Genomic DNA, 25,997 nt, shown 5'->3' with positions numbered 1-25,997 from the left:
ATAGCCTGAACTGGGGGAAGTGTTGAAGGAGAGTCCATTTGAGATCGCTGCGCGAACGCAAGAAGCAGCGCACCCGGGACGCCCTGCTGCGGGCCGCCCTCGACCTTTTCACCGAGCAGGGCTACGAGGAGACGACCGTCGACGACATCGCCGCGGCGGTCGACGTCTCGCAGCGCACCTTCTTCCGTTACTTCGCCAGCAAGCAGGACGTGGCGTTCTACGTGGCCCGCCTCGCCGAATCGAGCTTCGTCGAGGCGGTGCGCGCCCGCCCGGCGGACGAGGCGCCGCTGCACGCGCTGCGCCAGGCCCTGACGGAGAGCTGGGACGGTATCGGCGAGGCCATCGAGCAGCTCGTCCCGCTCGATGTGCACCTGCGCTTCTACCAGGTGATCGAGTCGACGCCCGCCCTGCTCGCCGCCCATCTGCACCGCGCCACGGAGCTGGAGGAACGGATCGCGCGGGTGATCGCCGAGCGCGAGGGCCTGGACGTGGAGACGGACCCCCGGCCACGCGTGGTGGTGGCCGTCTTCGGCGCGGTGATGCGGGTGACGGAGCGGACCTGGACGACACGGGGCGATGCCAGCCTCATGGCCCTGCGCACCCTGACGGACACCCACCTGGACCAGCTCGAACCGGCGCTGACGGGGAACTGGCGCACGACCTGATCCCCGTACGGTGTGATCGAAACGTGATCCGCCTCACTTGATGCACCCGAGACCGTCCCGTTCTCCTAGTGTGTCCTCCCAGTGACTTCTTTCGACACCTCCCCGCAACTGAATGTCTGGCGGGCGCTGCTCGCGCTGGCCGTGGTGTTCGTCATGCTGGCCACCACCGGCTGGACCGCCCTGCGCAACCAGCGGGAGGCGACGCCGCTCCAGGCGTCGGTCACCGCGTGGGAGCACGGCCGCCTCGACGGGCACCGGCTGCCGGACACCGGCACCGGCCCCGTCCGCCTCGCGCGCTTCTTCGCCTCGCTCACCGGGGCCCAGCGCGCCTCCTTGGCCCGCCGCTACCCGCTCGCCGTCGGCAACATGAACGGCGCCCCCGCGGCCCTGCGCTACAGAGCCAACCGGGCCGCCCTCCGGACGGCCCGGACCCAGGAGCGGCGGCGCCTGCACGACCGCCGGCTCTCCCCCGCCGGGCAGCGCGAGGCGGCGGCCCGCATGCACCGGTACGAGGATCTGCTGCGCCCCGGACGGCACATCCTCGCCTTCGACCCGGACGGCTCCGGCCGCGTCGCCGAGGTGTTCGGCGACCTGGACCGCGCCGAGCGGATCTCCGTCGTCGTCCCCGGCTCCGACACCGACCTGCTCACCTTCCAGCGCACCGAGCGCGCGTACACCGCACCGGTCGGCATGGCCAAGGCCCTGTACCGGGCCGAGCGCGCGGCCCGCCCGGCGACGCGTACGGCGGTCATCGCCTGGGCCGACTACACCGCGCCCAGCGGCCTGGGCGTGGACGCGGCCACCGCGACGCTCGCCGCGGACGGCGCGGTCCGGCTGGCCGCGCTGGTGCGCGCGCTGCCCGGGAAGACGCCGGTCTCCCTCTTCTGCCACAGCTACGGCTCGGTGGTGTGCGGCCTGGCGGCGGCCCGTTCGCTGCCAGGCCGGGTCGCCGACGTGGCGGTGGCCGGCAGTCCCGGCATGCGGGTGGAGAGCGCCGCCCGGCTGGGCACCTCGGCCCGGGTGTGGGCGATGCGGGACGCCGACGACTGGATCCGGAGCGTGCCGTACCTGGAGTGGGGCGGGCTCGGGCACGGCGCCGATCCGGTGTCCGCCGCGTTCGGGGCGCGGGTGCTGTCGGCGCGGGGCGCCGAGGGGCACAGCGGCTACTTCGTCCCGGGGACGGCGAGCCTGGCGAACTTCGCGCGGATCGGAGTTGGCGCGTACCGCTCGGTGGACTGCGCCGGCGAATCCGGAAGCTGCCGGACCGGTTTGTCCGCGTCCGTTGCGGCCGGACGCGCGTAGAGACGACGGAAACCGCGGCCCGCGCGGGGATAGGACGCGACAGCAGGTGCCGCATACGATGAGCCGCATGGGTGACGTACTGGCCGGATTTCATGCCGCCTGGGAGTTCGGGTCCGACTCCGTGCTCATCCGTTACGAACGGGGGATTCGAACACCGAAGCTCTTCCAGGTACTGGGGGAACGCCGCGTCCCCCTCGACGCCGTCGCGGGCGTGACGCTGACGCCCGGCAGACGCGGCACGGTCGTCCTGCGCCTCGAACCCCGCGCGGGCGCCGACCCGCTGATGGAGGCGGCTGCGGGACAGCTGAAGGAGTCGTCCGACCCGTACCGGCTGGTCCTGCCGGCCGAGCGGGAGGTGCTCGCCGAGTACTACGCCGACGAGCTGCGGGCGCGGCTGCCCGGCACCGGCGCCGCTCCCGCCGGGGAGTACCTGGTGGCGGCGCCCGACGCGCCGCTGCACTTCAAGGCGTACGACGCGAAGGCGTCCTTCGACGGGAACACGGTGTCGTTCCGGTGGTTCTGGACCGGGGCGTCGTCGGCGAAGTGGAAGGCCGGCGACCAGACCTTCCCGGTCGCCGGCCTCAGCGGGGTGGAGTGGCGCTCCCCCGAGGTCCTCGACGGCTACCTGCGCCTGGAGCGCCGCGACGGCGAGCCGGCGCCCGCGCAGGCCGACCAGGACCCGGCGTCCGTGGTGTTCGGCCTGGGCTACGGGGCGGTGCACGAGTCGCTGCCCTTCGCTGCGGCGGTGCTGGCGGCGGTGCGCGAGGCCGGTCCGGTGGCGGTACCGGCCGCCACGGCACCGGCCCGGCGCGACCCCGCCGACATCGCCGAACGCATCCGGCACCTCGGGGAACTGCACCAGGCGGGACTGGTCACGGACGAGGAGTTCTCCGTGAAGAAGGCGGAGCTGCTCGCGCAGCTCTAGCCACCGCTACCGCTCGGCCCCCTCGTAGAAGCTGATCTTCAGGTCGAGGACGGAGAGGGTGTCCTGGAGTTCCGCGATCCGGGTCAGGACGTCGCGCCGGGTCGCCTCCAGCAGTTCCCGCCGGGCGCGGTAGGTGCCGTCGCCCTCGCGCACCAGTTCGGCGTACCGGACCATGTCGGCGACCGGCATGCCGGTCAGCCGGAGCTTGCCGACGAAGTCGAGCCAGTCCAGGTCGCGGTTGCGGTAGCGGCGCTGGCCGGTGTGCGAGCGGTCGATGTGCGACATCAGGCCGATCCGCTCGTACCAGCGCAGGGTGTGCGCGGTCAGGCCGGTGTGGGCGACGACCTCGCTGATGGTGTAGTGGTCCTGGCCGTCGGGGCGCGGGTGGCGCCGGGGTCCCGAGGAGCAGGTGCCGGTGCGGGTGGTGTCCGGCCGGGAGGTCGCGGCCGCGCTCTGCATCACCGTCATGGCGCCCACGCTATGACCTTGGAGTGCGCTCCAGGCAAGCCGCGGGGCGGAAAATCGCCGGACACGGCACAGGGAGGATCACTACCGTTCGAGGCATGAGTCTCGTACGCCGTGCCGTGCCCGAGGACGCCGGGGAAGTGCTGCGCCTGCGTCAGGTGATGATCGACTCGATGGCGGCGGGGCCCGGCGACGCGGGCTGGCACGCCGAGTCGCTGCCGACGCTGCGCGGCCGGCTGGACTCCCCCGACGGGGACTTCGCCGCGTTCGTCGTCGACCACCCGGAGCGGCCGGGGGCGCTGGCCGCGCTGGTGGCGGGGACGGTGGAGTACCGCATCGGGCGGGCCGGCAGTCCGCACGGGCTGACCGGCCACGTCTTCAGCGTCGCCACCGACCCGGACGCCCGGCGCCGCGGGTACGCGCGCGCGTGCATGACGGAACTGCTGGAGTGGTTCCGGGAGCGGGGTGTCCGTCAGGTCGACCTGAACGCCTCCGCCGACGCCGAGCCGCTGTACGCCTCGCTCGGTTTCGTCCGCAAGCCGGACCCCTCGATGCGGCTCCGGCTCTGAGCCGCCCAGGGCCTGTCTGACAGGCCCTAGGCTCGACGCCATGTCACTGAAGAGCCTCGCCTTGATCGAGAACTGGCCGGTTCCCACCGCCGCGGCGGGTGTCGTACGGGCGGACGGCACCGTGCTGGGCACCCACGGCCCCGTGGGGCGGCCCTTCCCGCTGGCCTCGGTCACCAAGCCGCTCGCCGCCTACGCGGCCCTCGTCGCCCTTGAGGAGGGCGCGATCGAACTGGACGAGCCCGCCGGCCCGCCCGGGTCGACCGTCCGGCACCTGCTGGCGCACACCTCCGGGCTGGCCTTCGACGAGCACCGCGCGACCGCGTCCCCCGGGGAGCGGCGGCTGTACTCCAACGCCGGTTTCGAGCAGCTCGGCGACCACATCGCCAAGGCCACCGACATCCCGTTCGCCGAGTACGCCCGGCAGGCGGTGCTCGCCCCGCTCGGCATGGCCTCCACGACGCTCGACGGCTCCCCCGCCAAGGACGGCGTCTCCACCGTCGGGGACCTGCTGCGCTTCGCCGCCGAGGTGCAGGCGCCGCGGCTGCTGGACCCGCGCACGGTCGCCGAGGCGATGACGGTGCAGTACCCGGGCGTCAAGGGCGTGCTGCCGGGCTACGGCCACCAGAACCCCAACGACTGGGGCCTCGGCTTCGAGATCCGCGACGGCAAGTCCCCGCACTGGACCGGCTCCGCGTCCTCGCCGCGCACCTTCGGGCACTTCGGGCAGTCGGGTACGTTCCTGTGGATCGACCCGGACGCGGGGCTGGCCTGCGTGGCGCTCACCGACCGGGCGTTCGGACCGTGGGCGGTCGAGGCGTGGCCGCCGTTCACGGACGCGGTCCTCGCCGACAAGGGCTGATCCGGGGCTGATCCGGGCTGATCCGGGGCTGATTTCTCCCGTTCCCCGGCGAAACCGCTCCCGCTTCCAGCACATTGAGTACATGAGCGGTTACGCAGACAGAGCGCCGGGTTATCTGACCTTCCGGGTCGCCCCGCAGGACGGCCCGATCGCGGCGTTCGCCGAGCAGGAGGCATGGGAGGCGCGGGAGCGGTATCCCGAGCTGCTGGGGGTGGGCCTCGGGGAGTTCTTCCACGCGCGCGAGCTGGACACCGGCGGCTGGGAGCTGTCCGAGTACGGCAACGACACCCCGCAGGGCGCCCGGGACTCCCTGGGGTCCCACTTCCGGATGCGGGCCAAGGCGGCCGAGGAGGCCGGGGACGCGAAGTCACAGAAGACGTGGATGTCGGGGGCCCTGCGCATGGACCGGGAGGTCGTCGATGACCTCACGGTCCACGGGGAGCACTTCCGCATCGTCCGGGCCGCGAAGTTCGTCCGGGTGGGCGACGCCGGGCCCGAGCCGCCCCGGCCCTCCGACCCCGACCCGGCGGAGGTCGGTGAGGGGTACCGCGAGCCGCGGCGCACCAAGGGGTTCGTCGTCGACCCGTACACCAGCACCGGGCTCGCCGACAGCCTGCTGAGGCTGGACCTCGTGCAGTTCGTCGGCCCCGGCCCCGGCGCACCGGAGGACGTACGCCGGGACGCGCGGCGGGCGGCCCGCGACTACCCGGGCGGGGTGCTGCTGCCGGCCGTGTTCATGGTCGCCGAGCGGACGGACGGGGAGTGGCAGTCGCACAACCCCGGTGCCTCGCACTCCACTCCGCAGGGCGCCCGAGACGCCCTCGCCGGGTGGCTGCGGGTCATGGCGCCGTTCACGCTGCGGCTGTCGGACGAGAAGAAGGCGGAGTACGCGCGGGCCGCCGACAAACTGGACGAGAAGCGCGCCAACAGCCTCAGCGTGGACGGGACGCGGTTCCGCGTCACCCGGGTCGAGCGGCTGGTGCGGATCGGCCCCGACGGGCCGGAGGGCCCCCGGCCCAGCGACTACGACCCGGAGGACCCGATCGACGTCCAGGTCCGGAAGCTGAAGGAACAGGGCGAGTGGGAGGAGGACGAGGACGAGCCGGTCGAACTCGACGAACGCACCCGTGAGCTGCAGGCCCTGTGGGAGGCGGAGGAGAAGCGCCGCGCGGCGGTCAAGGAGCGGAAGGCGAAGCGGCGGCGCGGCTGAGTCAGGCCGCCATCTCCCACAGCAGCAGCTCCGCCGCCGTCACGCCCTCCGCCTCCAGGCCCTTGGCCCCGGTGACCCGCGCCGCGTCGCCGGGGCCCAGCTCGGCCCCGTCCAGCAGCACCGCGCCGCGCACGACGTGGACGTACACGTACGTCTCGTCCGGCACCGCCGTCCGCTCCCCCGCCGCCAGCCGCCGTACGTGCAGCAGGGCGCCGGCCGCGGGGAGGGCGTACGGCGTGGAGTCGGCGATGCCGCGGACGGTCTCGTAGGACGGGGTGCCGCCGGGCTCGCGCGGGGCCAGCCACATCTGTACGAAGGTCAGCGGCCGCGGGCCGTCGTTGCGCTCCACGTGCCGTACGCCGCCCGCGGCGCTCAGCCGCTGCACGTCCCCGGCGCGGACGACCGTCTCCCGGCCGGTGCTGTCCCGGTGGGTCAGCTCGCCCTCGACCACCCAGGTCACGATCTCGGTGTGGCTGTGCGGGTGCTCGTCGAAGCCTGCGCCGGGGGCGAGCCGTTCCTCGTTGCAGGCGATCAGGGCGCCGAAGCGGAGGTTGTCCGGGTCGTAGTGGGGCCCGAAGGAGAAGGCGTGCCGCGACTCGATCCCGGCCGCCGGGTCACCCCCCGGGTAGCGCTCGTCGGCGCGGCGTACGTCCATCACACCGTCCACCGTAGACCCGACGGCACAGGTGCCCGTCCCGATAAGGCAGTCTTGTCCCCGTGCCCGAACCCGAAGCCAGCAGGCCCCCCGCAGCGCGTCCCGCCCATCCGCACTCCGCGACCCTGAAGCGGCTGGAGCAGTCCGCCGGGTCGCTCGCCGCGCAGGCGATCACGCGGATGGACGAGACCCTGCCGTGGTACCGGGCCATGCCGCCGGAGAACCGGTCCTGGATCGGGCTGGTGGCCCAGGCGGGCATCGCCGCGTTCACCGAGTGGTTCCGGCGGCCGGACGCCCCGCAGGCCATCTCCACCGACGTCTTCGGGACCGCGCCGCGCGAACTGACCCGGGCGATCACGCTGCGGCAGACCGTGGAGATGGTGCGGACCACGATCGAGGTGATGGAGTCCGCGATCGACGAGGTGGCCGCGCCCGGCGACGAGTCCGTGCTGCGCGAGGCGCTGCTCGTGTACGCCCGGGAGATCGCCTTCGCCACCGCCCAGGTCTACGCGCAGGCCGCCGAGGCACGCGGCGCCTGGGACGCGCGCCTCGAGTCGCTGGTGGTGAACGCGGTGCTCAGCGGAGAGGCCGACGAGGGGGCCGTGTCGCGGGCCGCCGCCCTCGGGTGGAACTCCCCCGAGCACGTGTGCGTGGTGCTGGGCACGGCGCCCGACGGCGACTCGGAGCTGACCGTGGAGGCGATCCGGCGGGCGGCGCGGCACGCCAAGCTCCAGGTGCTGACCGGGGTGCTCGGCGACCGGCTGGTGGTGATCGCGGGCGGCAGCGACAATCCGCTCGCCGTCGCCAAGTCGCTGATCGGGCCGTTCGCGCAGGGGGCGGTCGTGGCCGGTCCCGTCGTGCCCGACCTGCTCGCCGCGACCCGGTCCGCGCAGGCCGCCGCGGCCGGGCTGAAAGCGGGCTCGGCCTGGCCGGACGCCCCGCGCCCGGTGCTGGCGGACGATCTGCTTCCGGAGCGCGCGATGGCCGGGGACCCCGCGGCCCGCGACCAACTGGTGGAGGAGATCTACAGACCGCTGGAGGAAGCCGGCGCGGCGCTGCTGGAGACGCTGAGCGTCTATCTCGAACAGGCGAGCAGCCTCGAAGGGGCCGCCCGGATGCTGTTCGTTCACCCCAACACCGTGCGCTACCGGCTCCGACGTGTGACTGATGTCACCGGCTGGTCACCCTCCGATGTACGATCCGCCTTCACCCTGCGGATCGCACTGATCCTGGGGCGTCTGACCGATGGAGATCCGCAACCCTAGTCTTTTGTGGGGGGTCGACAAAACCCCTCCCTGTTCTTCGTCCCTGTCCTCACGGGCGGCCACGCCCGTCCCCAAGAGAGAGTGTGAGAGTGCTCGTACTCGTCGCTCCCGGCCAGGGTGCCCAGACGCCCGGCTTCCTGACTGACTGGCTCCAGCTCCCCGGCGCCGCCGACCGCGTCGCCGCGTGGTCGGACGCCATCGGCCTCGACCTCGCCCACTACGGGACCGAGGCCGACGCCGACGCGATCCGTGACACGGCCGTCGCCCAGCCGCTGCTGGTCGCCGCCGGTCTGCTCTCGGCCTCGGCACTCGGTGCCGTCTCCGAGATCGCCCCGGGCGCGGTCGCGGGCCACAGCGTCGGCGAGATCACCGCCGCGGCCTTCGCGGGCGTCCTCGACGACACCGCCGCGCTGACCCTCGTACGCGAGCGGGGCCTGGCCATGGCCGAGGCCGCCGCCACCGCCGAGACCGGGATGTCCGCGCTGCTCGGCGGCGACCCCGAGGTGAGCGTGGCGCACCTGGAGAAGCTCGGCCTGACCGCGGCCAACGTCAACGGCGCCGGGCAGATCGTCGCCGCCGGAACGATGCGGCAGCTCGCCGCGCTCGCCGAGGACAAGCCGGAGGGCGTCCGCAAGATCGTCCCGCTGAAGGTGGCCGGCGCCTTCCACACGCACCACATGGCCCCCGCCGTCGACGTGCTCGCCGAGGCCGCCAAGAAGCTGTCCCCCGCCGATCCCGCCGTCCCCTACGTCTCCAACAGGGACGGCCGTACCGTCGCCGTCGGCGCCGAGGTGCTCGACCGGCTGGTCGGCCAGGTCGCCAACCCGGTCCGCTGGGACCTGTGCATGGAGACGTTCAAGGAACTGGGAGTCACCGCCCTGATCGAGGTGTGCCCCGGCGGCACGCTCACCGGGCTGGCCAAGCGCGCGCTGCCCGGCGTGCGGACCCTGGCCCTCAAGTCCCCCGCCGACCTCGACGCCGCCCGCGATCTGATCGCGGAACACGGTGCGTGAGAAGGAGCCCGAGAGCATGTCGAAGATCAAGCCAAGCAAGGGAGCCCCGTACGCGCGCATCCTCGGTGTCGGCGGCTACCGCCCGACCCGGGTGGTGCCCAACGAGGTGATCCTGGAGAAGATCGACTCGTCCGACGAGTGGATCCGCTCCCGCTCCGGCATCGAGACCCGGCACTGGGCGGGCCCCGAGGAGACCGTCGCCGCGATGTCGGTCGAGGCGTCCGGCAAGGCGATCGCGGACGCGGGGATCGACGCCCGGCAGATCGGTGCCGTCGTCGTGTCGACCGTGTCGCACTTCTCCCAGACCCCGGCCATCGCCACCGCCATCGCCGACCAGCTGGGTACGGACAAGGCCGCCGCGTTCGACATCTCGGCGGGCTGCGCGGGCTTCGGCTACGGGCTGACGCTGGCCAAGGGCATGATCGTCGAGGGTTCGGCGGAGTACGTACTCGTCATCGGTGTCGAGCGGCTCAGCGACCTGACCGACCTGGAGGACCGGGCCACCGCGTTCCTCTTCGGCGACGGCGCGGGCGCGGTCGTGGTCGGCCCCTCGCAGGAGCCGGCGATCGGCCCGACGGTCTGGGGGTCGGAGGGCGACAAGTCGGAGACGATCAAGCAGACCGTGCCGTGGGACCGCTTCCGGATCGGCGACGTCACCGAACTGCCCCTCGACAGCGAGGGCAACGTGAAGTTTCCTGCGATCACGCAGGAGGGCCAGGCGGTGTTCCGCTGGGCCGTGTTCGAGATGGCGAAGGTCGCCCAGCAGGCCCTGGACGCGGCCGGAATCACCTCGGACGAACTGGACGTCTTCATCCCGCACCAGGCCAACGTGCGGATCATCGACTCGATGGTGAAGACGCTGAAGCTGCCGGAGCACGTCACGGTCGCCCGTGACATCCGCACCACCGGCAACACCTCGGCCGCCTCGATCCCGCTCGCGATGGAGCGGCTCCTGGCGACCGGCGAGGCGAAGAGCGGCGACACCGCACTCGTCATCGGCTTCGGGGCGGGTCTCGTCTACGCCGCGACGGTCGTTACTCTCCCCTAGGCACTCCGTGCCGGATCATTCATGCATCCGGTGCGGAACGCACCGCCCACACCCTTACGGAACACAACGAAGGAGCGCCCTCATGGCCGCCACCAAGGAAGAGATCGTCGCCGGTCTCGCCGAGATCGTGAACGAGATCGCCGGCATCCCGGTCGAGGACGTCGAGCTGGACAAGTCGTTCACCGACGACCTGGACGTCGACTCGCTGTCCATGGTCGAGGTCGTCGTCGCCGCCGAAGAGCGCTTCGACGTCAAGATCCCCGACGAGGACGTCAAGAACCTCAAGACGGTCGGCGACGCGACCGAGTACATCCTCAAGCACCAGGCCTGATCCGCCGATCACTGCCTTGGGCTGATGCCCCGCCACCCGGCGGTGGCGCCGTTCGAATCCTCGTATCTGGAGAAAGAATTCCCGTGAGCTCGACCAATCGCACCGTGGTCGTCACCGGTATCGGCGCAACCACACCGCTGGGTGGCGACGCAGCTTCCACCTGGGAGGGTCTGGTGGCCGGCAAGTCCGGCGTCAAGCCGCTCGACCAGGAGTGGGCCGCCGACCAGGCGGTCCGTATCGCGGCCCCGGTGGCCGTGGAGCCGACCGAGACCATCCCGCGGCCGCAGGCCCGCCGCCTGGACCGTTCGGCGCAGTTCGCGCTGATCGCGGCACAGGAGGCGTGGAAGGACGCCGGTTTCGACGCCAAGGCCGGTGAGGGCGCCGACGTCGACCCCGACCGGCTGGGCGCGGTCGTCGCCTCCGGCATCGGCGGGGTGACGACGCTGCTCGACCAGTACGACGTGCTGAAGGAGAAGGGCGTCCGCCGGGTCTCCCCGCACACCGTGCCGATGCTGATGCCGAACGGCCCGTCCGCCAACGTCGGCCTCGCCGTGGGCGCCCGGGCGGGCGTGCACACCCCGGTCTCCGCCTGCGCGTCGGGCGCCGAGGCCATCGGCTACGCCATCGAGATGATCCGCACCGGCCGGGCCGACATCGTCGTCGCCGGCGGTACGGAGGCGGCGATCCACCCGCTGCCCATCGCCGCGTTCGGCAACATGATGGCGATGTCCAAGAACAACGACGACCCGCAGGGCGCGTCCCGTCCCTTCGACACGGGGCGCGACGGCTTCGTCCTCGGCGAGGGCGCGGGCGTCATCGTCCTGGAGTCCGCCGAGCACGCCGCGGCGCGCGGGGCGCGGGTGTACGCGGAGGCGGTCGGACAGGGCATCTCCGCCGACAGCCACGACATCGTGCAGCCGGAGCCGGAGGGGCGCGGTATCTCCCACGCCCTGCAGAACCTGCTGGACCGCACCGACCTGGACCCGGCGGAGATCGTGCACGTCAACGCGCACGCCACGTCGACGCCGGCCGGTGACATCGCCGAGCTGAAGGCGCTGCGGAAGGTGTTCGGGGACGACGCGGACCACATGGCCGTCTCCGCCACGAAGTCGATGACCGGGCACCTGCTCGGCGGTGCGGGCGGTGTCGAGACGGTCGCGACCGTGCTCGCGCTGTACCACCGGGTGGCTCCGCCGACGATCAACGTGACCGAGCTGGACCCCGAGGCCGCGGCCAACGCGGACATCGTGCGGGGGGAGGCGCGGAAGCTGCCCATGGACGGGCGGATCGCCGCGCTGAACGACTCGTTCGGGTTCGGGGGGCACAACGTGGTGCTGGCGTTCCGGACGGTGTGACGCAGCGCCGTGAGTTCCGATGGCCCGAACCCTTGGGAAAGGGTTCGGGCCATCGCCGTTCCGGTGTGCGTCGTGTGCCGGGTGCGGGTGCTTTTGTGGCTTGTCGCGCAGTTCCCCGCGCCCCCAGCGGCATTTGCCCCAGGACGTTGGGAAGTCAGACCACCTGGTGGAGCCAGCGGACCGGGGCGCCCTCGCCCGCGTATCTGAACGGCTCCAGCTCGTCGTCCCAGGGCTTGCCGAGGAGGCGGGCGAGGTCGGACGCCAGGTCCGTCTCGCCGCGCTGGGAGCGTTGCAGGGCGGCGCGCAGGCGGTCCTCGGGGATGAGGATGTCGCCGTGGATGCCGGTGACGGCGTGGAAGATGCCGAGGTCGGGGGTGCAGCTGTAGCGCTCGCCCTCGTGGGCGGCGCCGGGCTCGGCGGTGACCTCGAAGCGCAGCAGCTGCCAGCCGCGCAGCGCGGAGGCCAGTTTGGAGGCGATGCCGGCCTGCCCCTGCCAGGAGAACTCCGAGCGCCAGGTGCCGGGGGCGGCGGGCTGCCGGATCCAGTCCAGGCTGACGCGCGTGCCGAGTACGCCCGCGACGGCCCACTCGACGTGGGGGCAGAGCGCGCGCGGAGCGGAGTGCACGTACAGAACTCCACGTGTCGTCACCGGAACCTCCGGGCAGAGCGGGACATCTCGGAAGGGGCACAGCGGCAGCGGCCCGGTGGGCCGTGTCGAGGGCGAGGCTACCGTGCGGTGGCGTGCGGAGTGTGACGTACCGTCGGTCCCGGCAGTGACAAACCTGTGCCATTCACCCGGCAGGACGCTTGTGCGGGTGTGGGACGTTGCTTCGCGGGCCCCGGGAACCCTGGCGCGGTGTCATGGGTTGGAGCTGTGGGAGATCGTGGCGGCACGACGAGGGATGGGACGCGGGCATGGGACAGGGGACGTACCGGGGCGGGCGGGGCCGCCGGCGTACGCGGGCCGTGCTCGCCGTCCTCGTCGCGGCCGTGCTGGGGGCCGGCGCGTGTGACTCCGGTGGTTCCGCCGAGTCCGGCGGGTCGCCGTCCCCGACCCCGACGCCCGTGTGGGACACCTCCCCGGAGTCGGTCGCGGCGGTGGGCGACTCCATCACCCGGGGGTTCGACGCCTGTACGGTGCTGTCGGACTGTCCGGAGGTGTCGTGGGCGACGGGCGACAGCGCCGAGGTCGACAGTCTCGCCGTACGGCTGCTGGGGAAGAAGGGGGCGGCCGGGCGGAGCTGGAACCACGCGGTGACCGGGGCCCGGATGGCGGATCTGGCCGGGCAGGTGACCCGGGCGGCGGAGCACCGGCCGGAGCTGGTGACGGTGATGGCGGGGGCCAATGACGCCTGCCGGGCGAGTACGGCGGCGATGACGCCGGTGGCGGAGTTCCGGAAGCAGTTCGAGGACGCGATGCGGACGCTGCGGGCGGAGCTGCCGAAGGCGCAGGTGTACGTGTCGAGCATCCCGGACCTGAAGCGGCTGTGGTCGCAGGGGCGGACCAGCGCGCTGGGCAAGCAGGTGTGGAAGCTGGGCATCTGCCCGTCGATGCTGGGCGACGCGGACGCGGTGGACGCGGCGGCGACCGCGCGGCGGGCGACCGTGGCGCAGCGGGTGGAGGACTACAACGCGGTGCTGGCCGAGGTGTGCGCGGAGGACCGGCGGTGCCGGACCGACGGGGGTGCCGTGTACGACTACCGGTTCGGGACCGGGCAGTTGAGTCACTGGGACTGGTTCCATCCGAGTGTGGACGGGCAGGCCCGGCTGGCGGCGATCGCCTACCGGGCGGTCACGGCGCAGGGGTCCTGATCTCGCTGTGACTTAGAGTTCGCACATGAACGAACTCTTCGGAACACTTCCGGACAGCACTCCGGTGCACCGCTGGACCCTGGAGCGGGCGGGCGTGCGGGTACGGGTTCTGTCGTACGGCGGGATCGTGCAGTCGGCCGAGGTCCCCGACCGGGACGGGCGGAGCGACGACGTGGTGCTGGGGTTCGGTGACCTGGAGGGCTATCTGACGCATCCGGGGCCCTACTTCGGTGCCCTGGTCGGGCGGTACGCCAACCGGATCGCGGGCGGGCGTTTCACGCTGGACGGCGAGACGTACACGCTGGCCCGCAACAACTGGCCGAACGCGCTGCACGGCGGTGAGCGCGGCTTCGACAAGTACGTGTGGGACGCGGCGCCCGTCGAGCACGGGGTGCGGCTGCGCCGGGTCAGTCCGCACGGCGAGGAGGGCTTCCCGGGCCGGCTGGAGCTGTCGGCGACGTACACGCTGGACGCGTCGGGGGCGCTGCGGATCGCGTACGAGGCGGTCACGGACGCGCCGACGGTGGTGAACCTGACCAACCACAGCTACTTCCACCTGGGCGGCCGGGGCGCCGGTCACGCGGGCGGCCACGAGCTGCGGATCGCCGCCTCGCGGATCACGCCGGTGGACGCGGACCTGATCCCGACGGGTGAACTGGCGGAGGTGGACGGGACCCGTTTCGACTTCCGTGCGGCCCGGAAGGTCGGGTCGGGGTACGACCACAACTTCGTGCTGGACAAGGGGGTGACGGCGGCGGCCGAGGAGGTCGCGGAGCTGTACGACCCGGCGTCCGGACGGGTGCTGACGGTGGCGACCACGGAGCCGGGTCTCCAGCTGTACACCGCCGACCACCTGGGCGAGCCGTTCGCGCCCGGGGACGGGATCGCGCTGGAGACCCAGCACTTCCCCGACTCGCCGAACCGGCCGGCCTTCCCGAGCACCGTGCTGGCGCCGGGCGAGGTGTTCCGTTCGGAGACGGTGTACGGGTTCTCCGTGCGCTGAGGCACGGCGGGCGGGCTGAGCCCCGGCCCGGTCGTCAGGTCCGGGCCGGGGCTGTCCCGGGAGGCCGCTCGGCAGGTGAGCGGCCTCGGTCTCAGACGTTAATCGGCGCGGTGATCCGGCGGTCGGCGATCGAGCGCCCGGCCTGGAGTTCGTACGAACCCTTCACAAACGACCAGGTGTCCGCCGCCTCGTCCCAGACCTCGAAGGCGCGGCGGGGCAGTTCGACGGTGACCTCGGCGCGTTCGCCGGGGGCGGCCTCGACGCCGGCGAATCCGGCCAGCCAGCGGGCGGGGCGGGAGGGGTCGGGCTGGGCGGGGGCCAGGTAGAGCTGGACGACCTCGCGGCCGGGGCGGTCGCCGGTGTTGCGCAGCCGGACCCGCACGGTGGTGCCGGTGACCTGGAGGGACTCGTAGCTCCAGTCGGTGTAGCCGAGGCCGTGGCCGAAGGGGTAGGCGGGGGTGCGGCCTTCCCGTTCCCAGGCGCGGTAGCCGATGAAGACGCCCTCGGTGTAGGGGAGTGCGCCGTTCTCGGGGACGACCTGGGTGACCGGGGCGTCGGTGAGGGAGCCCCAGGTGGTGGGGAGCCGGCCGCCCGGTTCGTGGGCGCCGGTCAGGACGTCGGCGAGCGCGGCGCCGCCCTCCTGGCCGGGGAACCAGCTCAGCAGCACGGCGGCGACCTCGTCCCGCCAGGGCAGCTCCACCGGGGAGCCGGAGTTGACGACCACGACGGTGCGGGGGTTGGCGGCGGCGACGGCGCGGACCAGGTCGTCCTGGCGGCCGGGGAGCTTCAGGTCGGTGCGGTCGAAGCCCTCGGACTCGACGCGTTCGGTGGTGGCGACGACGACCACGGCGGTGTCGGCGCCCCGGGCGGTCTCGACGGCCTCGGCGATCAGCTCGTCGGGGTCGCGTACGGGTTCGGCGTGGCACAGCGAGAAGGTGATGACCTTCATCGGCATGTCGTCGGGGAGGTCGACGGCGTACCGCAGGCTGACCTCGACCGGCTGTCCGGCGGTCAGCTCCACCTCGGCGCGGGGCTCGGGGGCGCCGAAGAAGGACAGGAAGGGGTCGTCCTTGACGGGGCGCTGGACGTCGTCGAAGTACGTGGTGCCGTCGACGGTGAGGGTGAAGGCGCCCAGGCCCTTGATGCCGAAGGTGTGGGTGCCGCTGTCGCGCGGGGTGAAGGTGCCGGTGAGGTCGACGGTGCGCAGGGCCTCGTGGGTGACGCCCTCGGGCAGGTCGGAGCCCATCCACTGGACGTGGCCGTCGGGGGCGTTCGCGGTGCCGATGACCCGGCCGTCGGCGTCGTGGCAGACGGCGCGCAGGGCGAAGCCCTTGCCGGCGACGGCCAGTTCGGTGTTCGGGTCGGCGCCGACGGCGTAGCTGAGGGTGCCCTCGGGGAGGGCGGCGGTGAGGCCGTCGAGCGGGGAGACGACGTGCGCGGGGAAGACGGTGGCGGAGCCGCCGCCGAGGACGCGGGCGTCGCGGGCGGCGGCGCCGATGAGGGCGACGGTGCCGGGCCGCAGGGGGAGGGCCCCGCCCTCGTTGCGGACCAGGACGAAGGAGCGGCGGGCGATCTCGCGGGCGAGGGCGGCGCCGTCCACCGGGGCCGGGGGCTCGGGGACGACCGGTTCGGCGCCCTGGAGGATGCCGACGCGGGCGGCGAGCCGCAGCACGTTGCGCACGGCGGCGTCGACCTTGGCCTCCTCGACCCGGCCGTCGCGCACGGCCTGCGCGAGGGCCGTGCCGTAGACGGTGCCGGGGCCGGGCATCGCCACGTCGAGGCCGCCGTCGATCGCGCCGGTGGTGGAGCGGGCGGCGGTCCAGTCGGAGACGTTGAAGCCGTCGAAGCCCCACTCCCCGCGCAGGACCTCTTCGACCAGCCTGTGGTGCTCGGTCATGGTCGGCCCGTTGACCGAGTTGTAGGCGGTCATGACGCCCCAGGGGCGGGCGTTCTCGACGATCGCCTCGAAGGGGGCCAGGTACAGCTCGCGCAGGGCGCGTTCGGAGACCAGGTTGTTCACGGTGAAGCGGTCGGTCTCGGCGTCGTTGGCGACGAAGTGCTTCACGGTGGTGCCGACGCCGCCGGACTGGACGCCGGTGACATAGCCGGTGCCGATCCGGCCGGTGAGGTACGGGTCCTCGCTGTACGCCTCGAAGTGCCGGCCGCCGAGCGGGGAGCGGTGCAGGTTGACGGTCGGGGCGAGCAGCACGTGGACGCCCTTGCGGCGGGCCTCCTGGGCCAGCAGCACCCCGGCGCGGCGGGCCAGCTCCGGGTCCCAGGAGGCGGCCAGCGCGGTCGGGGAGGGCAGCGCCACGGACGGGTCGTCGGCGCTCCAGCGCACTCCCCGGACGCCGATCGGGCCGTCGGACATCACCAGGGAGGCGAGGCCGATCTCCGGGAACGCGGGCAGGGTCCACATGTCCTGCCCGGCCAGCAGCCGTGCCTTCGCCTCCAGGTCGAGCTTGCCCAGGGCGGCCTCGACGGCCGCCTCCCGAGCCTCGGTCTCCACCGCTGTCTCAGCCACCGCGGCACCTCCACGTCGAAAGCCGTTCGGACGTGCTCATCCTGCACCCGGCACCTGGTGATCGGTAGGTTTCGTTATTCTGTCGTTATATGACGGCCGTCCGTATGACGTACGGTGACGCCATGACGACCAGGGCCAGGAGCGCGGAGCGGCGCGCGGAGATCCTGCGGGCCGCCGTCGAGGTCATCGCCGGGCGGGGATACCGGGGCGCGAGCCTGGCCGCCGTGGCCGAGCGGGCCGGGCTCACCCAGCAGGGACTGCTGCACCACTTCCCGAACAAGGAGGCGCTGCTGGTGGCGGTCCTGGAGGAACGGGACCGCTGGGACGCCCTCCCCGCCGGCGGACTGCGCCTGGATCTGCTCGCCTCGCTGGTCGAGTACAACGCGACACGGCCGGGCATCGTCCAGACCTTCTCCGCGCTGCTCGGGGAGAGCGTCACGGAGGGGCATCCGGCGCGGGCGTACTTCGCCGAGCGGTACGGCCGGGTGCGCGGCTCGATGGCGGAGCTGCTGCGCGCGGAGTACGGCGACCGGCTGCCGAGCGGGCTGGCCCCGGAGCGGGCGGCGCCGCTCATGGTGGCGGTGCTGGACGGGTTGCAGTACCAGTGGCTGCTGGACCCGGAGTCGGTGGACATGCCGGGGGCGTTCCGGGACTTCCTGACGCTGCTGGGCGAGTCGTGACGCTCGTCCGGCACCACGCGCCGTAGCGCGCGTCACTTCCGTCACGCGATACTGCCGCCCATGACCGGCACAGGTGTACGGATCAGCGGACTTGCCCTGGCCCTGGTGGCGGGGGTCTCGGTACCGGCGGCGGCGGACACCACGGCGTCCACGGCGGCGGCGCCCACGGCGGAAGAACGGCGGCTCGACCGGGCGGTGCCCCAGGAGATCCTGCGGCGCTCCGGATTCGACACGGTGGCACCGGAGTTCGCCCGCGCCCTCGACCGCGCGGACTCCTGCGCCGAGGCCCGCCGTACGGTCCTGCGGCAGGGGTCGGCGCTGTGGGAGCGGGCGGTGGACCGGGCGCGGGGGCGGGGTCCGGCGCGCGGGGACCTGCCGCGGGACGACGACCGGCCGCTGTACTGGGCCCGGCTCGGGATGACGCGGGAACTGCGGCTCTGGGAGCCGGAGTTCGGGCTGTCGGCCCGTCAGCGCGCGGCACTGCTGGAGGACCTGGAGCGGACCTCACGGGGGCAGGAGGACATCCGGCTGCCGGGCGGCAAGGACGTGCTGCGGGTCCTGGTCACCGGGTTCGACCCGTTCACGCTGGACCGGGACATCCGTATCTCCAACCCCTCCGGGGCGTCCGCGCTGGCGCTGGACGGTGCGGTGATCCGGACCGACCGGGGGCCGGCCCGGGTGGAGACGGCGGTGTTCCCGGTGCGCTGGGACGACTTCGCGGGCGGCGCGGTGGAGCGGGCGCTGCGGCCGTACCTGCCGCGCGCCGACCTGTTCGCGACGGTGAGCCAGGGGCGGGTGGGCCGGTTCGACGTGGAGCGGACCAACGGGGCCTGGCGCGGCGGCTTCGCGGACAACGAGAACGTCTCCCGTACGGGGCTCGTGCCGGTGTCCGACCCGGCCGGCCAGCCGCAGTGGACGACGACCACGCTGCCGTACCGGGAGATCGTGGCGGCGGACACCGGGCGGTTCCCGGTGTACGACAACACCAGCGTGACGGAGGTCCCGGCGGGCGGCACCGAGCCCGTGGTCCGGCCGGACGGGCCCACGCCCGGGTCGGCGGCGCGGGCCGGGGGCGGCGGGGACTACCTCTCCAACGAGATCGCCTACCGGGCGACGCTGCTGCGCGACCGGCTGGGCCTCGGCGACGAGCTGCCCGGCGGGCATGTGCACACGCCGGTGCTCCAGTTCGGCGCCGGGAACACCACCGAGGTCACCGACGCCGGCTTCGTGCGCGCCCGGCGGGACATCGTGGCGCAGGTGCGGGCGATCGTGTCGGTGGCGGTCAGCGCGTCGGCGGAGCGGGCGCGGAGCTGACGGCGGGGGTCTCCTCGTCGCCGTCGCGGGTCTCCTCCCCCAGCAGTTCGCGGGCGAGGAGGGTGGCGCCGGCGACCGCGCCCGGCATCAGGAACACCGCGACGACCGGGACCAGGAAGGCCAGGCCCAGCGGGGTGCCGAAGCCCCAGACCAGCGTCTTGCGGGAGCGCAGCAGGGCGAGGCGGTCGCGGAGGACGACGCCGCGGCGCTGGAGGGCGACGGAGGTCAGCTCCTCGGTGAGGAAGAACCCGGTGACGAAGAAGCCGATCACGGGGACGACCGTCTGGCCGACGACCGGGATGAAGCCGAGCGCGAAGAGGAGCACGCCCCAGATCGCGGCGCGGACGACGATCCGGAGGCTGTCGCGGCCGGAGATCCACAGCTCCCGCCAGAGCGGCAGGTCGGACTCGGGGGCGGTGCCGTCCGGGGAGACGTCCCGGTCGACCCGCTCGGACAGGCTCTCGTAGAAGGGCTGGCCGATCAGCAGGGTCACCGCGGTGAAGGTGAGGACAGCCAGGAGCAGGGCAAGGGCGAACAGGACGGCGGTGAGGAAGCCGCGGAAGAGGCCGGGCCAGGGGCTCGACCAGTCGTCGGCGAAGGGGGTGGCCCAGGCGACGAAGTCCGTGCCCCACAGGGCGAGCGCCACCAGGGCCGCCAGGTACAGGACCAGGGTGATCAGTCCCGGCAGCAGCCCGAAGCCGTAGCTCTTGCCGTGCCGGGCCACCCAGCGCTGGCCCTTCAGGAGATGACCGAATCCCGCCCCAAGATCACGCATGGGCGCACTCTATCGGGCGGGGGCCGGCGGGTGCATGGGCGCGGGGCGCGGGGCCCGCGGGTGCGGGGGCGCGGGGGTCAGTGGCCCGCGGTGAGCTGTCCGGCGAGCCGCTCGCGCATGGCGGCGCTGGGCTCGTCGAGGCCGGTGACGGTGACCTTCTTGCCGCGTTCGGCGTACTTGGTCTCGATGGCGTCCAGCGCGGCGACCGAGGAGGCGTCCCAGATGCGGGTGCCGGAGAGGTCGATGACCACGTCGTCCGGGTCGTTCTGGTAGTCGAACTGGTGGACGAGGTCGTTGGACGAGGCGAAGAAGAGTTCGCCGGTGACCGAGTAGACGACCTGCTTGCCGTCGGGGTCGACCACGCCGGACACCCGGGCCAGGTGGGCGACGCGCTGGGCGAAGACGGTCATCGCGGTGAGGGAGCCGACGACGACGCCGATGGCCAGGTTCTCGGTGGCGACCACGACGACGACGGTGACGACCATGACGGTCGTCTCGCCCAGCGGCATCCGCTTGAGGGTCCTGGGCCGGATCGAGTGCCAGTCGAAGGTGCCCACCGACACCATCACCATGACGGCGACCAGGGCGGCCATCGGAATGTCCGAGACGACGGGCCCGAAGGCGATGCACAGCACCATCAGGAACGCCCCGGCGAGGAAGGTGGACAGGCGGGTGCGGGCGCCGGAGACCTTCACGTTGATCATGGTCTGGCCGATCATGGCGCAGCCGCCCATGCCGCCGAAGAAGCCGGTGACGATGTTGGCGATGCCCTGGCCGATGGACTCCCGGGTCTTGTCGGAGCGGGTGTCGGTGATGTCGTCGACGAGCTTGGCCGTCATCAGCGACTCCATCAGGCCCACCAGCGCCATCGCCAGGGCGTAGGGCGCGATGGTGGTCAGGGTCTCCAGGGTGAACGGCACGTCGGGCAGGCCAGGCACCGGCAGGGAGGAGGGCAGGTCGCCCTTGTCGCCGACGGCCGGTACGGCGATCCCCGCGCCGACGGTGATCACGGTCAGGACGACGATGGAGACCAGCGGCGCCGGGACCACCTTGGTGACCTTGGGGAAGAACACCATCAGGGCCAGGCCGCCGATGATCAGCGGGTAGACGGCCCAGGGCACGTCGTGCATCTCCGGCACCTGGGCCATGAAGATCATGATCGCGAGGGCGTTGACGAAGCCCACCATGACGCTGCGCGGCACGAACCGCATCAGCCTGGCCACCCCGAGCGCGCCGAGGACCACCTGGAAGACGCCGGCGAGGATGACGGCGGCGACCAGGTAGCCGAGGCCGTGCTCGCGGTTGAGCGGGGCGATGACCAGGGCGACCGCGCCGGTGGCGGCGGAGATCATCGCCTTGCGGCCGCCGACGACCGAGATCACGACCGCCATGGTGAACGAGGCGAACAGGCCGATCGCGGGGTCGACGCCGGCGATGATCGAGAAGGAGATCGCCTCGGGGATCAGGGCGAGCGCGACGACCAGGCCGGCCAGCACCTCGGTGCGCAGCACCTTGGGCGAGGCGAGCCAGTCCGGCTTGGACAGGCGTGGCCCGGGGGCCTGGGACAGCGGTGAGGACATGCGACCGTTCCTGTTCAGGCGCACGTATCCACTTGCCGCTGGACACTCGCGCTCGGTGTGCGTGATTCCCGGGGGGGATCGTCCGGGAGGAACCGTCCGGGGCCCGGCCGCCTCGACGGGCCCCGACGGACAGAGCGGCGGCCCGTCCGGGCGCCGGTCGGGCATCATGGTTCTACCCGCTCGATGACTCTACCCTGACGTGAGGGAAGAGTGCGAGCCGCTCAGTACGAGGAGAGACACGGCGATGACGGAACAGCGGCAGATGCAGATCGGCGAGGTCGCCGAACGGACCGGTTTGTCGCTGCGCACCATGCGTCATTACGAAGAGGTCGGCCTCGTCATCCCCTCCGCCCGCAGCAAGGGCGGTTTCCGCCTGTACACGGAGTCGGACGTCGAGCGGCTGATGGTGATCCGCCGGATGAAGCCGCTGGACTTCTCCCTGGAGGAGATGCGGGACCTGCTGGAGATCACCGACCGGCTGTCGGCGGTCGGCGGGGCTCCCTCCGAGGAGGAGCGGGAGCGGCTGCGGGAGCGCCTGGACTCCTACCGCAAGGTGGCCGACGCCCGCTGCGAGACGCTTCGGGCCCGGCTGTCGATGGCCGAGGACTTCGCCGCCACGCTGCGGCGGCGGCTGACCGAGTCCGGCGGGGAGCCGGCTCGGCAGTAGGGCGGGCGGGGCCGACGGGGCCGACGGGGCCGACGGGGCCGACGGGGCCGACGGGGCCGACGGGGCGGACGGGGCGGAACCTACCCTCGCGTCAGGGTAGGTTCCGAATCGAGCGTCAGAGCTTGACGATCATCTTGCCGGTGTTGTCGCCGCGCAGGACGCCGAGGAACGCCTCCAGGTTGTTCTCGATGCCCTCGACGACGGTCTCCCGGTACTTCAGCCGGCCGTCGCGGACCCAGGGGCCGACCTCTTCCACGAACTGCGGCTGGAGGTCATAGTGGTCGCCGACGAGGAAGCCCTCGATGCGGCCGCGGGTCTGGATGAGGCGGGCGAGGTTCTTCGGGCCGGGCGCGGGCTCGGTGTTGTTGTAGACCGAGATCATGCCGCAGACCGCGATCCGGCCGCCCCGGTTGAGGGAGCCGATGGCGGCCTCCAGGTGGTCGCCGCCGACGTTGTCGAAGTAGACGTCGACGCCGTCCGGGGCGGCGGCGCGGAGCTGGCCGCTGACGTCGCCGTCCTTGTAGTTGAAGGCGGCGTCGAAGCCGTACTCGTCCGTGAGCAGCTTGACCTTCTCGTCGGACCCGGCGGAGCCGATGACCCGCGAGGCGCCCTTCAGCTTCGCGATCTGCCCGACCTGGCCGCCGACGGCGCCCGCGGCACCGGACACGAACACGGCGTCGCCCTCCTTGAAGGAGGCGGTGCGCAGCAGACCGGCGTACGCGGTGAGGCCGGGCATGCCGAGCACACCGAGGTACGTCGACAGGGGCGCGACCTCGGGGTCGACCTTGACGGCCTGCGCCGCGTCCACGACGGCGTACTCGCGCCAGCCGAGCCAGTGCAGGACGTGGTCGCCGGCGGCGATGCCCTCGGCGTTCGACGCCACGACCTCGCCGACCGCGCCGCCCTGCATGACCTTGCCCAGCTCGAAGGGGGCGACGTAGGACTTGGCGGCGCTCATCCGGCCGCGCATGTACGGGTCGACGGAGAGGTAGGTGTTGCGGACCAGCACCTGGCCCTCACCGGGGGTGGGGACGTCCGCCTCGACGAGGGCGAAGTCCTCTTCCTTCGGCCAGCCGACCGGGCGGCTCAGCAGGTGCCATTCGCGGTTGACGGAGGGGAGCGTGGGGGACTCGGTCATGAGCGGCCCTTTCGAGGATGTTTCAGTACCTGAAACAACTGTGCGCCTGGAAATTTCAGGTTGTCAAACAATGGGTACCCTGAATCCATGGCCGACGCTCACTCCACCCCCCGACCGGACGCACTGACCCTGGAGGTCGTCGAGCTGATCGGCGTGGCCGTGGCCCGGTTCCACGCGGACTACGAGGAGGCGGCGGCCGAGCACGCGCTGACCGGGGCGCAGGCGCGGCTGCTGAGGCTGCTGTCCCTGGAGCCGCTGCCGATGCGCAGGCTGGCCCGCAAGCTGCGGTGCGAGCCGTCGAACGTCACGGGCATCGTGGACCGTCTGGAGGCGCGCGGACTGGTGGAGCGCCGCCCCGACCCCGGCGACCGGCGCGTGAAGGTCGCGGCGGCCACGGAGGAGGGCCTGCGGGTGGCGCAGAGCCTGCGGGAGTCACTGCGCTTCGCGCGGGAGCCGCTGGCGGGGCTGTCGGAGGGGGAGCGGCTGGCGCTGCGGGACGCGTTGCGGCGGATGGTCGGGGAGGACGAGGGGGCGGAGGGCTGAATCCCCGGGCGGGCGGGTGCTTACGCCTCGAACTCGTACTGGAGCTCGTAGAGGTGCCCGGCCTTCACCATGACGGTCACCTCGACCGGGGCCCGCCCGTCGCTGTGGACGACCCGGAGGGTGCGCAGGACGGGCGTACTGCCGGTGAGGCGGAGGGCTTGGTACTGCTCCTGGGTGGGGATGCGTGCGGAGACGCGGTCGACGCTGCGGCGCGGGGGATGCCCCAGTTCCGTGAGGAGTGCGGTGGCGCCGCCCTTGATCCGGCGGCGCTCCATGAGTGCCGTGCCCCGGGCGATGCCCAACGGGTAGTAGCAGTGGGCGAGTTCGGCGGGCTCGTCGTCGATCAGGAGGAGCTGGGCGCGCAGCAGCGCCGTGCCGTCCGCCGGGAGGCCGAAGGCGGCTCGGACGTCGGCGGGCGGGATGACCTCGGCGACCTCGCGCAGGACGCTGCGGGCGTGGGTGCCGTGCTTGGCCGCCTCGGTGAGTCAGCGGCCCGGAGCCGTGAGCGCGGCGGGCCGGACCGTGCGCTGCCGGTGCTCGCGCACGGTGACGGCGGCTCCCGCCCTGCCGACCACGAGGCTCTCCTCATTGAGGAGTTGGAGCGCCTTCTGCACCGTGGCGTTCGACGCGTCGAAGGTTCCTTGAGCCGCGCCGTCGAGGGCAGGCGCGCACCGGGCGCGAGTTCGCCGCTCATGATGTCGTCGCGCGGATCGGCGGCGACGCGCTCGTGCAGCGAGCGGCGGTCGACGGCTTCCGTTTCTGCCTGGGGCACGGTCATCCGATCCTGATCTCGTAACGCAGCCTCTGCCGTAGGGCGGGCATCACCATACGGTCGGCCTGGACCGGGCGGTCGTCGCGGTCGAGCGTGACCCGGGTGAGCCGGAGGACCGGCTCGTCGGGGGTGGCGTCCAGGGTCCGGCACTCCTCCTCGTCGGGCAGCGCGGCCGTCACGTCCTCCCTCACCAGGACGCCGACGTGCCCGAGTTCCGCGAGCAGGGCGGCGGCTCCGCCGCGGATCCTGGCGGTGCGGGCGAGGGCGGTGCCCCGGGCGATGGACAGTGGGTAGTACGAGTCGGTCAGTTCGTTCGGACGCTCGTCGAGCAGGATCAGGCGGCGGCGCACGACGACCGGCTCCCCTGCCGCGATGCCGAACAGCTCCGCGACCTCGGCCGGTGCGGGCACCTCGCCGGCGTGCAGGACGCGCTGAGTTCCCCGGCGGCCCCGCGCGGCTGCTTCGGCGGCCCAGGCGTCGTTCTGCTGCGGGGTCAGGTACGGAAGGGAGGTGCTGACCCAGCTGCTCGTACCCATGAAGCCCTCCTCGCGGCTCGCGTTCGAGCCCATCGGGGACCAACGTTAGGCGACATCACCCGTGCACTCCCCGCCGTTTCGGTCCGGACAGCGGCCGGCGGACAGGAACGGCCGCAGCACCGTCAGCAGTGCCTGGGGCCGGTGCAAGGGGATGATGTGGCCGCAGTCCTCGATGACGTGTCCGGTGAGGTCGTCGGTGACGGGGCGGAGTTGGTGTTCCAGGGCGTGGCCGACGGGGTGGGCGCCGATGGCCAGGGTGGGGACGGTCAGGCGGGTGGTGGTGAGGGCACGCTCGATCTGGTCGGCGCTCTCGGGCAGGGCCCGGTAGGAGGCGAACGCGCTGCCGAGCGCTTCCCGGCCGGTGTACGCGCGGACGAAGGCGTCCCGGACGGCCGGGCGGACGCCCGCGCCGAGGGTGCCGGCGTTCAGGAACCAGTCGATGTACTCGGCCTCGTGTCCTTCGAGGACGGTCTCGGCGAGGCTGGGCGCGGCGGCGTGGAAGCCGAACCACCACGGCGGTCCGCCGGCCAGGAAGTCCTCGGCGCCGGGCAGCCGGCCCAGCAGGGACTCCATGACGGCCAGGCGCCGGACGAGACCGGGGCGGCGCAGGGCGAGGAGGAAGGCCGGCGGGGTGCCGGCGTCGATGCCGACCACGGCGGCCGAGGAGACGCCGAGCGCGGTGAGCAGCTCCTCGGCGTCCTCGGCCAGCGTGCCGGCGTCGTTTCCGGCGGCGGGCCGGGCGCTCGCGCCGAAGCCGCGCAGGTCCGGCGCGATGACGAGGTGGTCGCGGGACAGGTCGGCCAGGACGTCCGTCCACACCTGCCAGGTGTGCGGGAAGCCGTGCAGCAGCAGGACGGCGGGGCCGGACCCGGCGAGGGCGACGTTGAGTTCGGTGCCGTTGACGGGGACGCGGCGCAGGTCGGGCGTGGCCGGCAGGGCGGGCATGGCTGGCTCCAGGCAGGGGGTGACCAAGGGTGACCTGGTCACCGTA

General features: G+C 72.8%; 26 protein-coding genes and 1 pseudogene. 17 read left to right on the top strand and 10 right to left on the bottom strand.

From position 1 onward, the window contains the following. Positions 1-38: 38 nt before the first annotated feature. From ACZ3IG_RS03175 to ACZ3IG_RS03165, 3 genes are all read left to right on the top strand, one after another. Positions 39-665, top strand: a complete 627-nt coding sequence (locus tag ACZ3IG_RS03175) for a TetR family transcriptional regulator (protein ID WP_467428444.1) — start codon at positions 39-41, stop codon at positions 663-665. Between the two features lie 81 nt (positions 666-746). Beyond that, positions 747-1,967: an alpha/beta hydrolase gene (locus tag ACZ3IG_RS03170; RefSeq protein WP_467428442.1), complete on the top strand. Its 1,221-nt coding sequence runs from the start codon at positions 747-749 to the stop codon at positions 1,965-1,967. A gap of 58 nt (positions 1,968-2,025) precedes the next feature. Next, a complete protein-coding gene (locus tag ACZ3IG_RS03165; RefSeq protein WP_467428440.1) occupies positions 2,026-2,892 on the top strand; it encodes a DUF4429 domain-containing protein in 867 nt (288 codons plus the stop codon). A gap of 6 nt (positions 2,893-2,898) precedes the next feature. Here ACZ3IG_RS03165 and ACZ3IG_RS03160 read toward each other — a convergent pair whose 3' ends face one another. Beyond that, positions 2,899-3,360, bottom strand: coding sequence for a MerR family transcriptional regulator (locus tag ACZ3IG_RS03160; protein WP_467428438.1), 462 nt, complete (start codon positions 3,358-3,360; stop codon positions 2,899-2,901). 95 nt (positions 3,361-3,455) lie between these two features. Here ACZ3IG_RS03160 and ACZ3IG_RS03155 point away from each other — a divergent pair, with 95 nt between their 5' ends. The 3 genes from ACZ3IG_RS03155 (at position 3,456) to ACZ3IG_RS03145 (ending at position 5,995) form a co-directional block, all read left to right on the top strand. Then, complete coding sequence (locus tag ACZ3IG_RS03155; RefSeq protein ID WP_467428436.1) at positions 3,456-3,926, top strand: GNAT family N-acetyltransferase; 471 nt, start codon at positions 3,456-3,458, stop codon at positions 3,924-3,926. 40 nt (positions 3,927-3,966) lie between these two features. Next, complete coding sequence (locus ACZ3IG_RS03150) at positions 3,967-4,785, top strand: serine hydrolase domain-containing protein (RefSeq protein WP_467428433.1); 819 nt, start codon at positions 3,967-3,969, stop codon at positions 4,783-4,785. 82 nt (positions 4,786-4,867) lie between these two features. Continuing rightward, on the top strand, positions 4,868-5,995 hold the full coding sequence (locus ACZ3IG_RS03145) for a DUF5954 family protein (RefSeq protein ID WP_467428431.1): 1,128 nt from the start codon (positions 4,868-4,870) through the stop codon (positions 5,993-5,995). A 1-nt stretch (position 5,996) separates the two neighbouring features. Here the strand turns inward: ACZ3IG_RS03145 and ACZ3IG_RS03140 are convergent, their stop codons facing one another. Beyond that, the gene (locus tag ACZ3IG_RS03140; protein ID WP_467428430.1) at positions 5,997-6,653 is read right to left on the bottom strand and encodes a pirin family protein; all 657 of its coding nucleotides are present in this window, start codon (positions 6,651-6,653) and stop codon (positions 5,997-5,999) included. 59 nt (positions 6,654-6,712) lie between these two features. Between ACZ3IG_RS03140 and fasR the strand changes: the two genes are divergently transcribed. The 5 genes from fasR to fabF all read left to right on the top strand — a co-directional run bounded on the left by fasR (position 6,713) and on the right by fabF (position 11,662). After that, positions 6,713-7,915 carry a fatty acid biosynthesis transcriptional regulator FasR gene (fasR, locus tag ACZ3IG_RS03135; RefSeq protein ID WP_467428428.1) on the top strand — a complete coding sequence of 401 codons (1,203 nt, stop codon included), beginning with the start codon at positions 6,713-6,715 and terminating at the stop codon, positions 7,913-7,915. 89 nt (positions 7,916-8,004) lie between these two features. Then, positions 8,005-8,928: an ACP S-malonyltransferase gene (locus ACZ3IG_RS03130; RefSeq protein WP_467428426.1), complete on the top strand. Its 924-nt coding sequence runs from the start codon at positions 8,005-8,007 to the stop codon at positions 8,926-8,928. 16 nt (positions 8,929-8,944) lie between these two features. Beyond that, positions 8,945-9,976, top strand: a complete 1,032-nt coding sequence (locus ACZ3IG_RS03125; RefSeq protein WP_467428425.1) for a beta-ketoacyl-ACP synthase 3 — start codon at positions 8,945-8,947, stop codon at positions 9,974-9,976. Positions 9,977-10,058: 82 nt separating this feature from the next. Next, positions 10,059-10,307: an acyl carrier protein gene (locus ACZ3IG_RS03120; protein WP_467428424.1), complete on the top strand. Its 249-nt coding sequence runs from the start codon at positions 10,059-10,061 to the stop codon at positions 10,305-10,307. A gap of 83 nt (positions 10,308-10,390) precedes the next feature. Further along, the gene (gene fabF, locus ACZ3IG_RS03115; protein WP_467428422.1) at positions 10,391-11,662 is read left to right on the top strand and encodes a beta-ketoacyl-ACP synthase II; all 1,272 of its coding nucleotides are present in this window, start codon (positions 10,391-10,393) and stop codon (positions 11,660-11,662) included. A 154-nt stretch (positions 11,663-11,816) separates the two neighbouring features. Here the strand turns inward: fabF and ACZ3IG_RS03110 are convergent, their stop codons facing one another. Further along, positions 11,817-12,311: a DUF3145 domain-containing protein gene (locus tag ACZ3IG_RS03110; protein ID WP_467428421.1), complete on the bottom strand. Its 495-nt coding sequence runs from the start codon at positions 12,309-12,311 to the stop codon at positions 11,817-11,819. A 266-nt stretch (positions 12,312-12,577) separates the two neighbouring features. Here ACZ3IG_RS03110 and ACZ3IG_RS03105 point away from each other — a divergent pair, with 266 nt between their 5' ends. After that, complete coding sequence (locus tag ACZ3IG_RS03105; RefSeq protein ID WP_467428418.1) at positions 12,578-13,474, top strand: SGNH/GDSL hydrolase family protein; 897 nt, start codon at positions 12,578-12,580, stop codon at positions 13,472-13,474. 25 nt (positions 13,475-13,499) lie between these two features. Further along, on the top strand, positions 13,500-14,477 hold the full coding sequence (locus ACZ3IG_RS03100) for an aldose epimerase family protein (protein ID WP_467428417.1): 978 nt from the start codon (positions 13,500-13,502) through the stop codon (positions 14,475-14,477). A 91-nt stretch (positions 14,478-14,568) separates the two neighbouring features. On the opposite strand, the gene ACZ3IG_RS03095 is transcribed toward ACZ3IG_RS03100, so the two are convergent. Then, positions 14,569-17,001 (bottom strand): beta-glucosidase H, encoded by a 2,433-nt coding sequence (locus ACZ3IG_RS03095; protein WP_467428416.1) that lies wholly within the window; start codon positions 16,999-17,001, stop codon positions 14,569-14,571. 104 nt (positions 17,002-17,105) lie between these two features. On the opposite strand from ACZ3IG_RS03095, the gene ACZ3IG_RS03090 reads away from it, so the two are divergent. Then, positions 17,106-17,681, top strand: a complete 576-nt coding sequence (locus ACZ3IG_RS03090; protein WP_467429171.1) for a TetR/AcrR family transcriptional regulator — start codon at positions 17,106-17,108, stop codon at positions 17,679-17,681. Between the two features lie 60 nt (positions 17,682-17,741). Then, complete coding sequence (locus tag ACZ3IG_RS03085) at positions 17,742-18,995, top strand: pyroglutamyl-peptidase I (RefSeq protein ID WP_467428414.1); 1,254 nt, start codon at positions 17,742-17,744, stop codon at positions 18,993-18,995. Here ACZ3IG_RS03085 and ACZ3IG_RS03080 read toward each other — a convergent pair. Then, positions 18,964-19,770, bottom strand: coding sequence for an EI24 domain-containing protein (locus ACZ3IG_RS03080; RefSeq protein ID WP_467428412.1), 807 nt, complete (start codon positions 19,768-19,770; stop codon positions 18,964-18,966). The genes ACZ3IG_RS03085 and ACZ3IG_RS03080 overlap by 32 nt on opposite strands. A gap of 77 nt (positions 19,771-19,847) precedes the next feature. Further along, entirely contained in the window at positions 19,848-21,350 is a 1,503-nt protein-coding gene (locus ACZ3IG_RS03075; protein WP_467428410.1) for a SulP family inorganic anion transporter, read from the bottom strand. Positions 21,351-21,594: 244 nt separating this feature from the next. Between ACZ3IG_RS03075 and ACZ3IG_RS03070 the strand changes: the two genes are divergently transcribed. Beyond that, positions 21,595-22,017, top strand: coding sequence for a MerR family transcriptional regulator (locus ACZ3IG_RS03070; protein WP_467428409.1), 423 nt, complete (start codon positions 21,595-21,597; stop codon positions 22,015-22,017). A 115-nt stretch (positions 22,018-22,132) separates the two neighbouring features. Here the strand turns inward: ACZ3IG_RS03070 and ACZ3IG_RS03065 are convergent, their stop codons facing one another. Next, positions 22,133-23,155, bottom strand: coding sequence for an NADP-dependent oxidoreductase (locus ACZ3IG_RS03065; protein WP_467428406.1), 1,023 nt, complete (start codon positions 23,153-23,155; stop codon positions 22,133-22,135). 87 nt (positions 23,156-23,242) lie between these two features. Between ACZ3IG_RS03065 and ACZ3IG_RS03060 the strand changes: the two genes are divergently transcribed. Beyond that, positions 23,243-23,698: a MarR family winged helix-turn-helix transcriptional regulator gene (locus ACZ3IG_RS03060; RefSeq protein ID WP_467428404.1), complete on the top strand. Its 456-nt coding sequence runs from the start codon at positions 23,243-23,245 to the stop codon at positions 23,696-23,698. A gap of 20 nt (positions 23,699-23,718) precedes the next feature. On the opposite strand, the pseudogene ACZ3IG_RS03055 reads toward ACZ3IG_RS03060, so the two are convergent. The 3 genes and pseudogenes from ACZ3IG_RS03055 to ACZ3IG_RS03045 form a co-directional block, all read right to left on the bottom strand. Further along, positions 23,719-24,476 (bottom strand): annotated as a pseudogene (locus tag ACZ3IG_RS03055) (GntR family transcriptional regulator). Then, positions 24,473-25,006: a GntR family transcriptional regulator gene (locus ACZ3IG_RS03050; RefSeq protein WP_467428402.1), complete on the bottom strand. Its 534-nt coding sequence runs from the start codon at positions 25,004-25,006 to the stop codon at positions 24,473-24,475. The pseudogene ACZ3IG_RS03055 and the gene ACZ3IG_RS03050 overlap by 4 nt, the downstream one beginning before the upstream one ends. A 45-nt stretch (positions 25,007-25,051) precedes the next feature. Then, positions 25,052-25,951 carry an alpha/beta fold hydrolase gene (locus ACZ3IG_RS03045; RefSeq protein ID WP_467428401.1) on the bottom strand — a complete coding sequence of 300 codons (900 nt, stop codon included), beginning with the start codon at positions 25,949-25,951 and terminating at the stop codon, positions 25,052-25,054. Positions 25,952-25,997: the final 46 nt, after the last annotated feature.

It is taken from the genome of Streptomyces sp. NPDC016677 (assembly GCF_055562815.1).
The sequence above is the reverse complement of the archived record's forward strand: the minus strand, read 5'-3'. Positions and strand labels throughout refer to the sequence as shown.

Bases quoted from the DNA above. Each gene is read 5' to 3' on its own strand.
- ACZ3IG_RS03080 (WP_467428412.1), bottom strand. From the start codon at position 19,770: ATGCGTGATCTTGGGGCGGGATTCGGTCATCTCCTGAAGGGCCAGCGC.
- ACZ3IG_RS03120 (WP_467428424.1), top strand. From the start codon at position 10,059: ATGGCCGCCACCAAGGAAGAGATCGTCGCCGGTCTCGCCGAGATCGTG.
- ACZ3IG_RS03060 (WP_467428404.1), top strand. From the start codon at position 23,243: ATGGCCGACGCTCACTCCACCCCCCGACCGGACGCACTGACCCTGGAG.
- ACZ3IG_RS03155 (WP_467428436.1), top strand. From the start codon at position 3,456: ATGAGTCTCGTACGCCGTGCCGTGCCCGAGGACGCCGGGGAAGTGCTG.
- ACZ3IG_RS03105 (WP_467428418.1), top strand. From the start codon at position 12,578: ATGGGACAGGGGACGTACCGGGGCGGGCGGGGCCGCCGGCGTACGCGG.
- ACZ3IG_RS03065 (WP_467428406.1), bottom strand. From the start codon at position 23,155: ATGACCGAGTCCCCCACGCTCCCCTCCGTCAACCGCGAATGGCACCTG.
- ACZ3IG_RS03150 (WP_467428433.1), top strand. From the start codon at position 3,967: ATGTCACTGAAGAGCCTCGCCTTGATCGAGAACTGGCCGGTTCCCACC.
- ACZ3IG_RS03090 (WP_467429171.1), top strand. From the start codon at position 17,106: ATGACGTACGGTGACGCCATGACGACCAGGGCCAGGAGCGCGGAGCGG.
- ACZ3IG_RS03165 (WP_467428440.1), top strand. From the start codon at position 2,026: ATGAGCCGCATGGGTGACGTACTGGCCGGATTTCATGCCGCCTGGGAG.
- ACZ3IG_RS03050 (WP_467428402.1), bottom strand. From the start codon at position 25,006: ATGGGTACGAGCAGCTGGGTCAGCACCTCCCTTCCGTACCTGACCCCG.
- ACZ3IG_RS03070 (WP_467428409.1), top strand. From the start codon at position 21,595: ATGACGGAACAGCGGCAGATGCAGATCGGCGAGGTCGCCGAACGGACC.
- ACZ3IG_RS03125 (WP_467428425.1), top strand. From the start codon at position 8,945: ATGTCGAAGATCAAGCCAAGCAAGGGAGCCCCGTACGCGCGCATCCTC.
- ACZ3IG_RS03145 (WP_467428431.1), top strand. From the start codon at position 4,868: ATGAGCGGTTACGCAGACAGAGCGCCGGGTTATCTGACCTTCCGGGTC.
- ACZ3IG_RS03045 (WP_467428401.1), bottom strand. From the start codon at position 25,951: ATGCCCGCCCTGCCGGCCACGCCCGACCTGCGCCGCGTCCCCGTCAAC.
- ACZ3IG_RS03160 (WP_467428438.1), bottom strand. From the start codon at position 3,360: ATGACGGTGATGCAGAGCGCGGCCGCGACCTCCCGGCCGGACACCACC.
- ACZ3IG_RS03100 (WP_467428417.1), top strand. From the start codon at position 13,500: ATGAACGAACTCTTCGGAACACTTCCGGACAGCACTCCGGTGCACCGC.
- ACZ3IG_RS03075 (WP_467428410.1), bottom strand. From the start codon at position 21,350: ATGTCCTCACCGCTGTCCCAGGCCCCCGGGCCACGCCTGTCCAAGCCG.
- ACZ3IG_RS03085 (WP_467428414.1), top strand. From the start codon at position 17,742: ATGACCGGCACAGGTGTACGGATCAGCGGACTTGCCCTGGCCCTGGTG.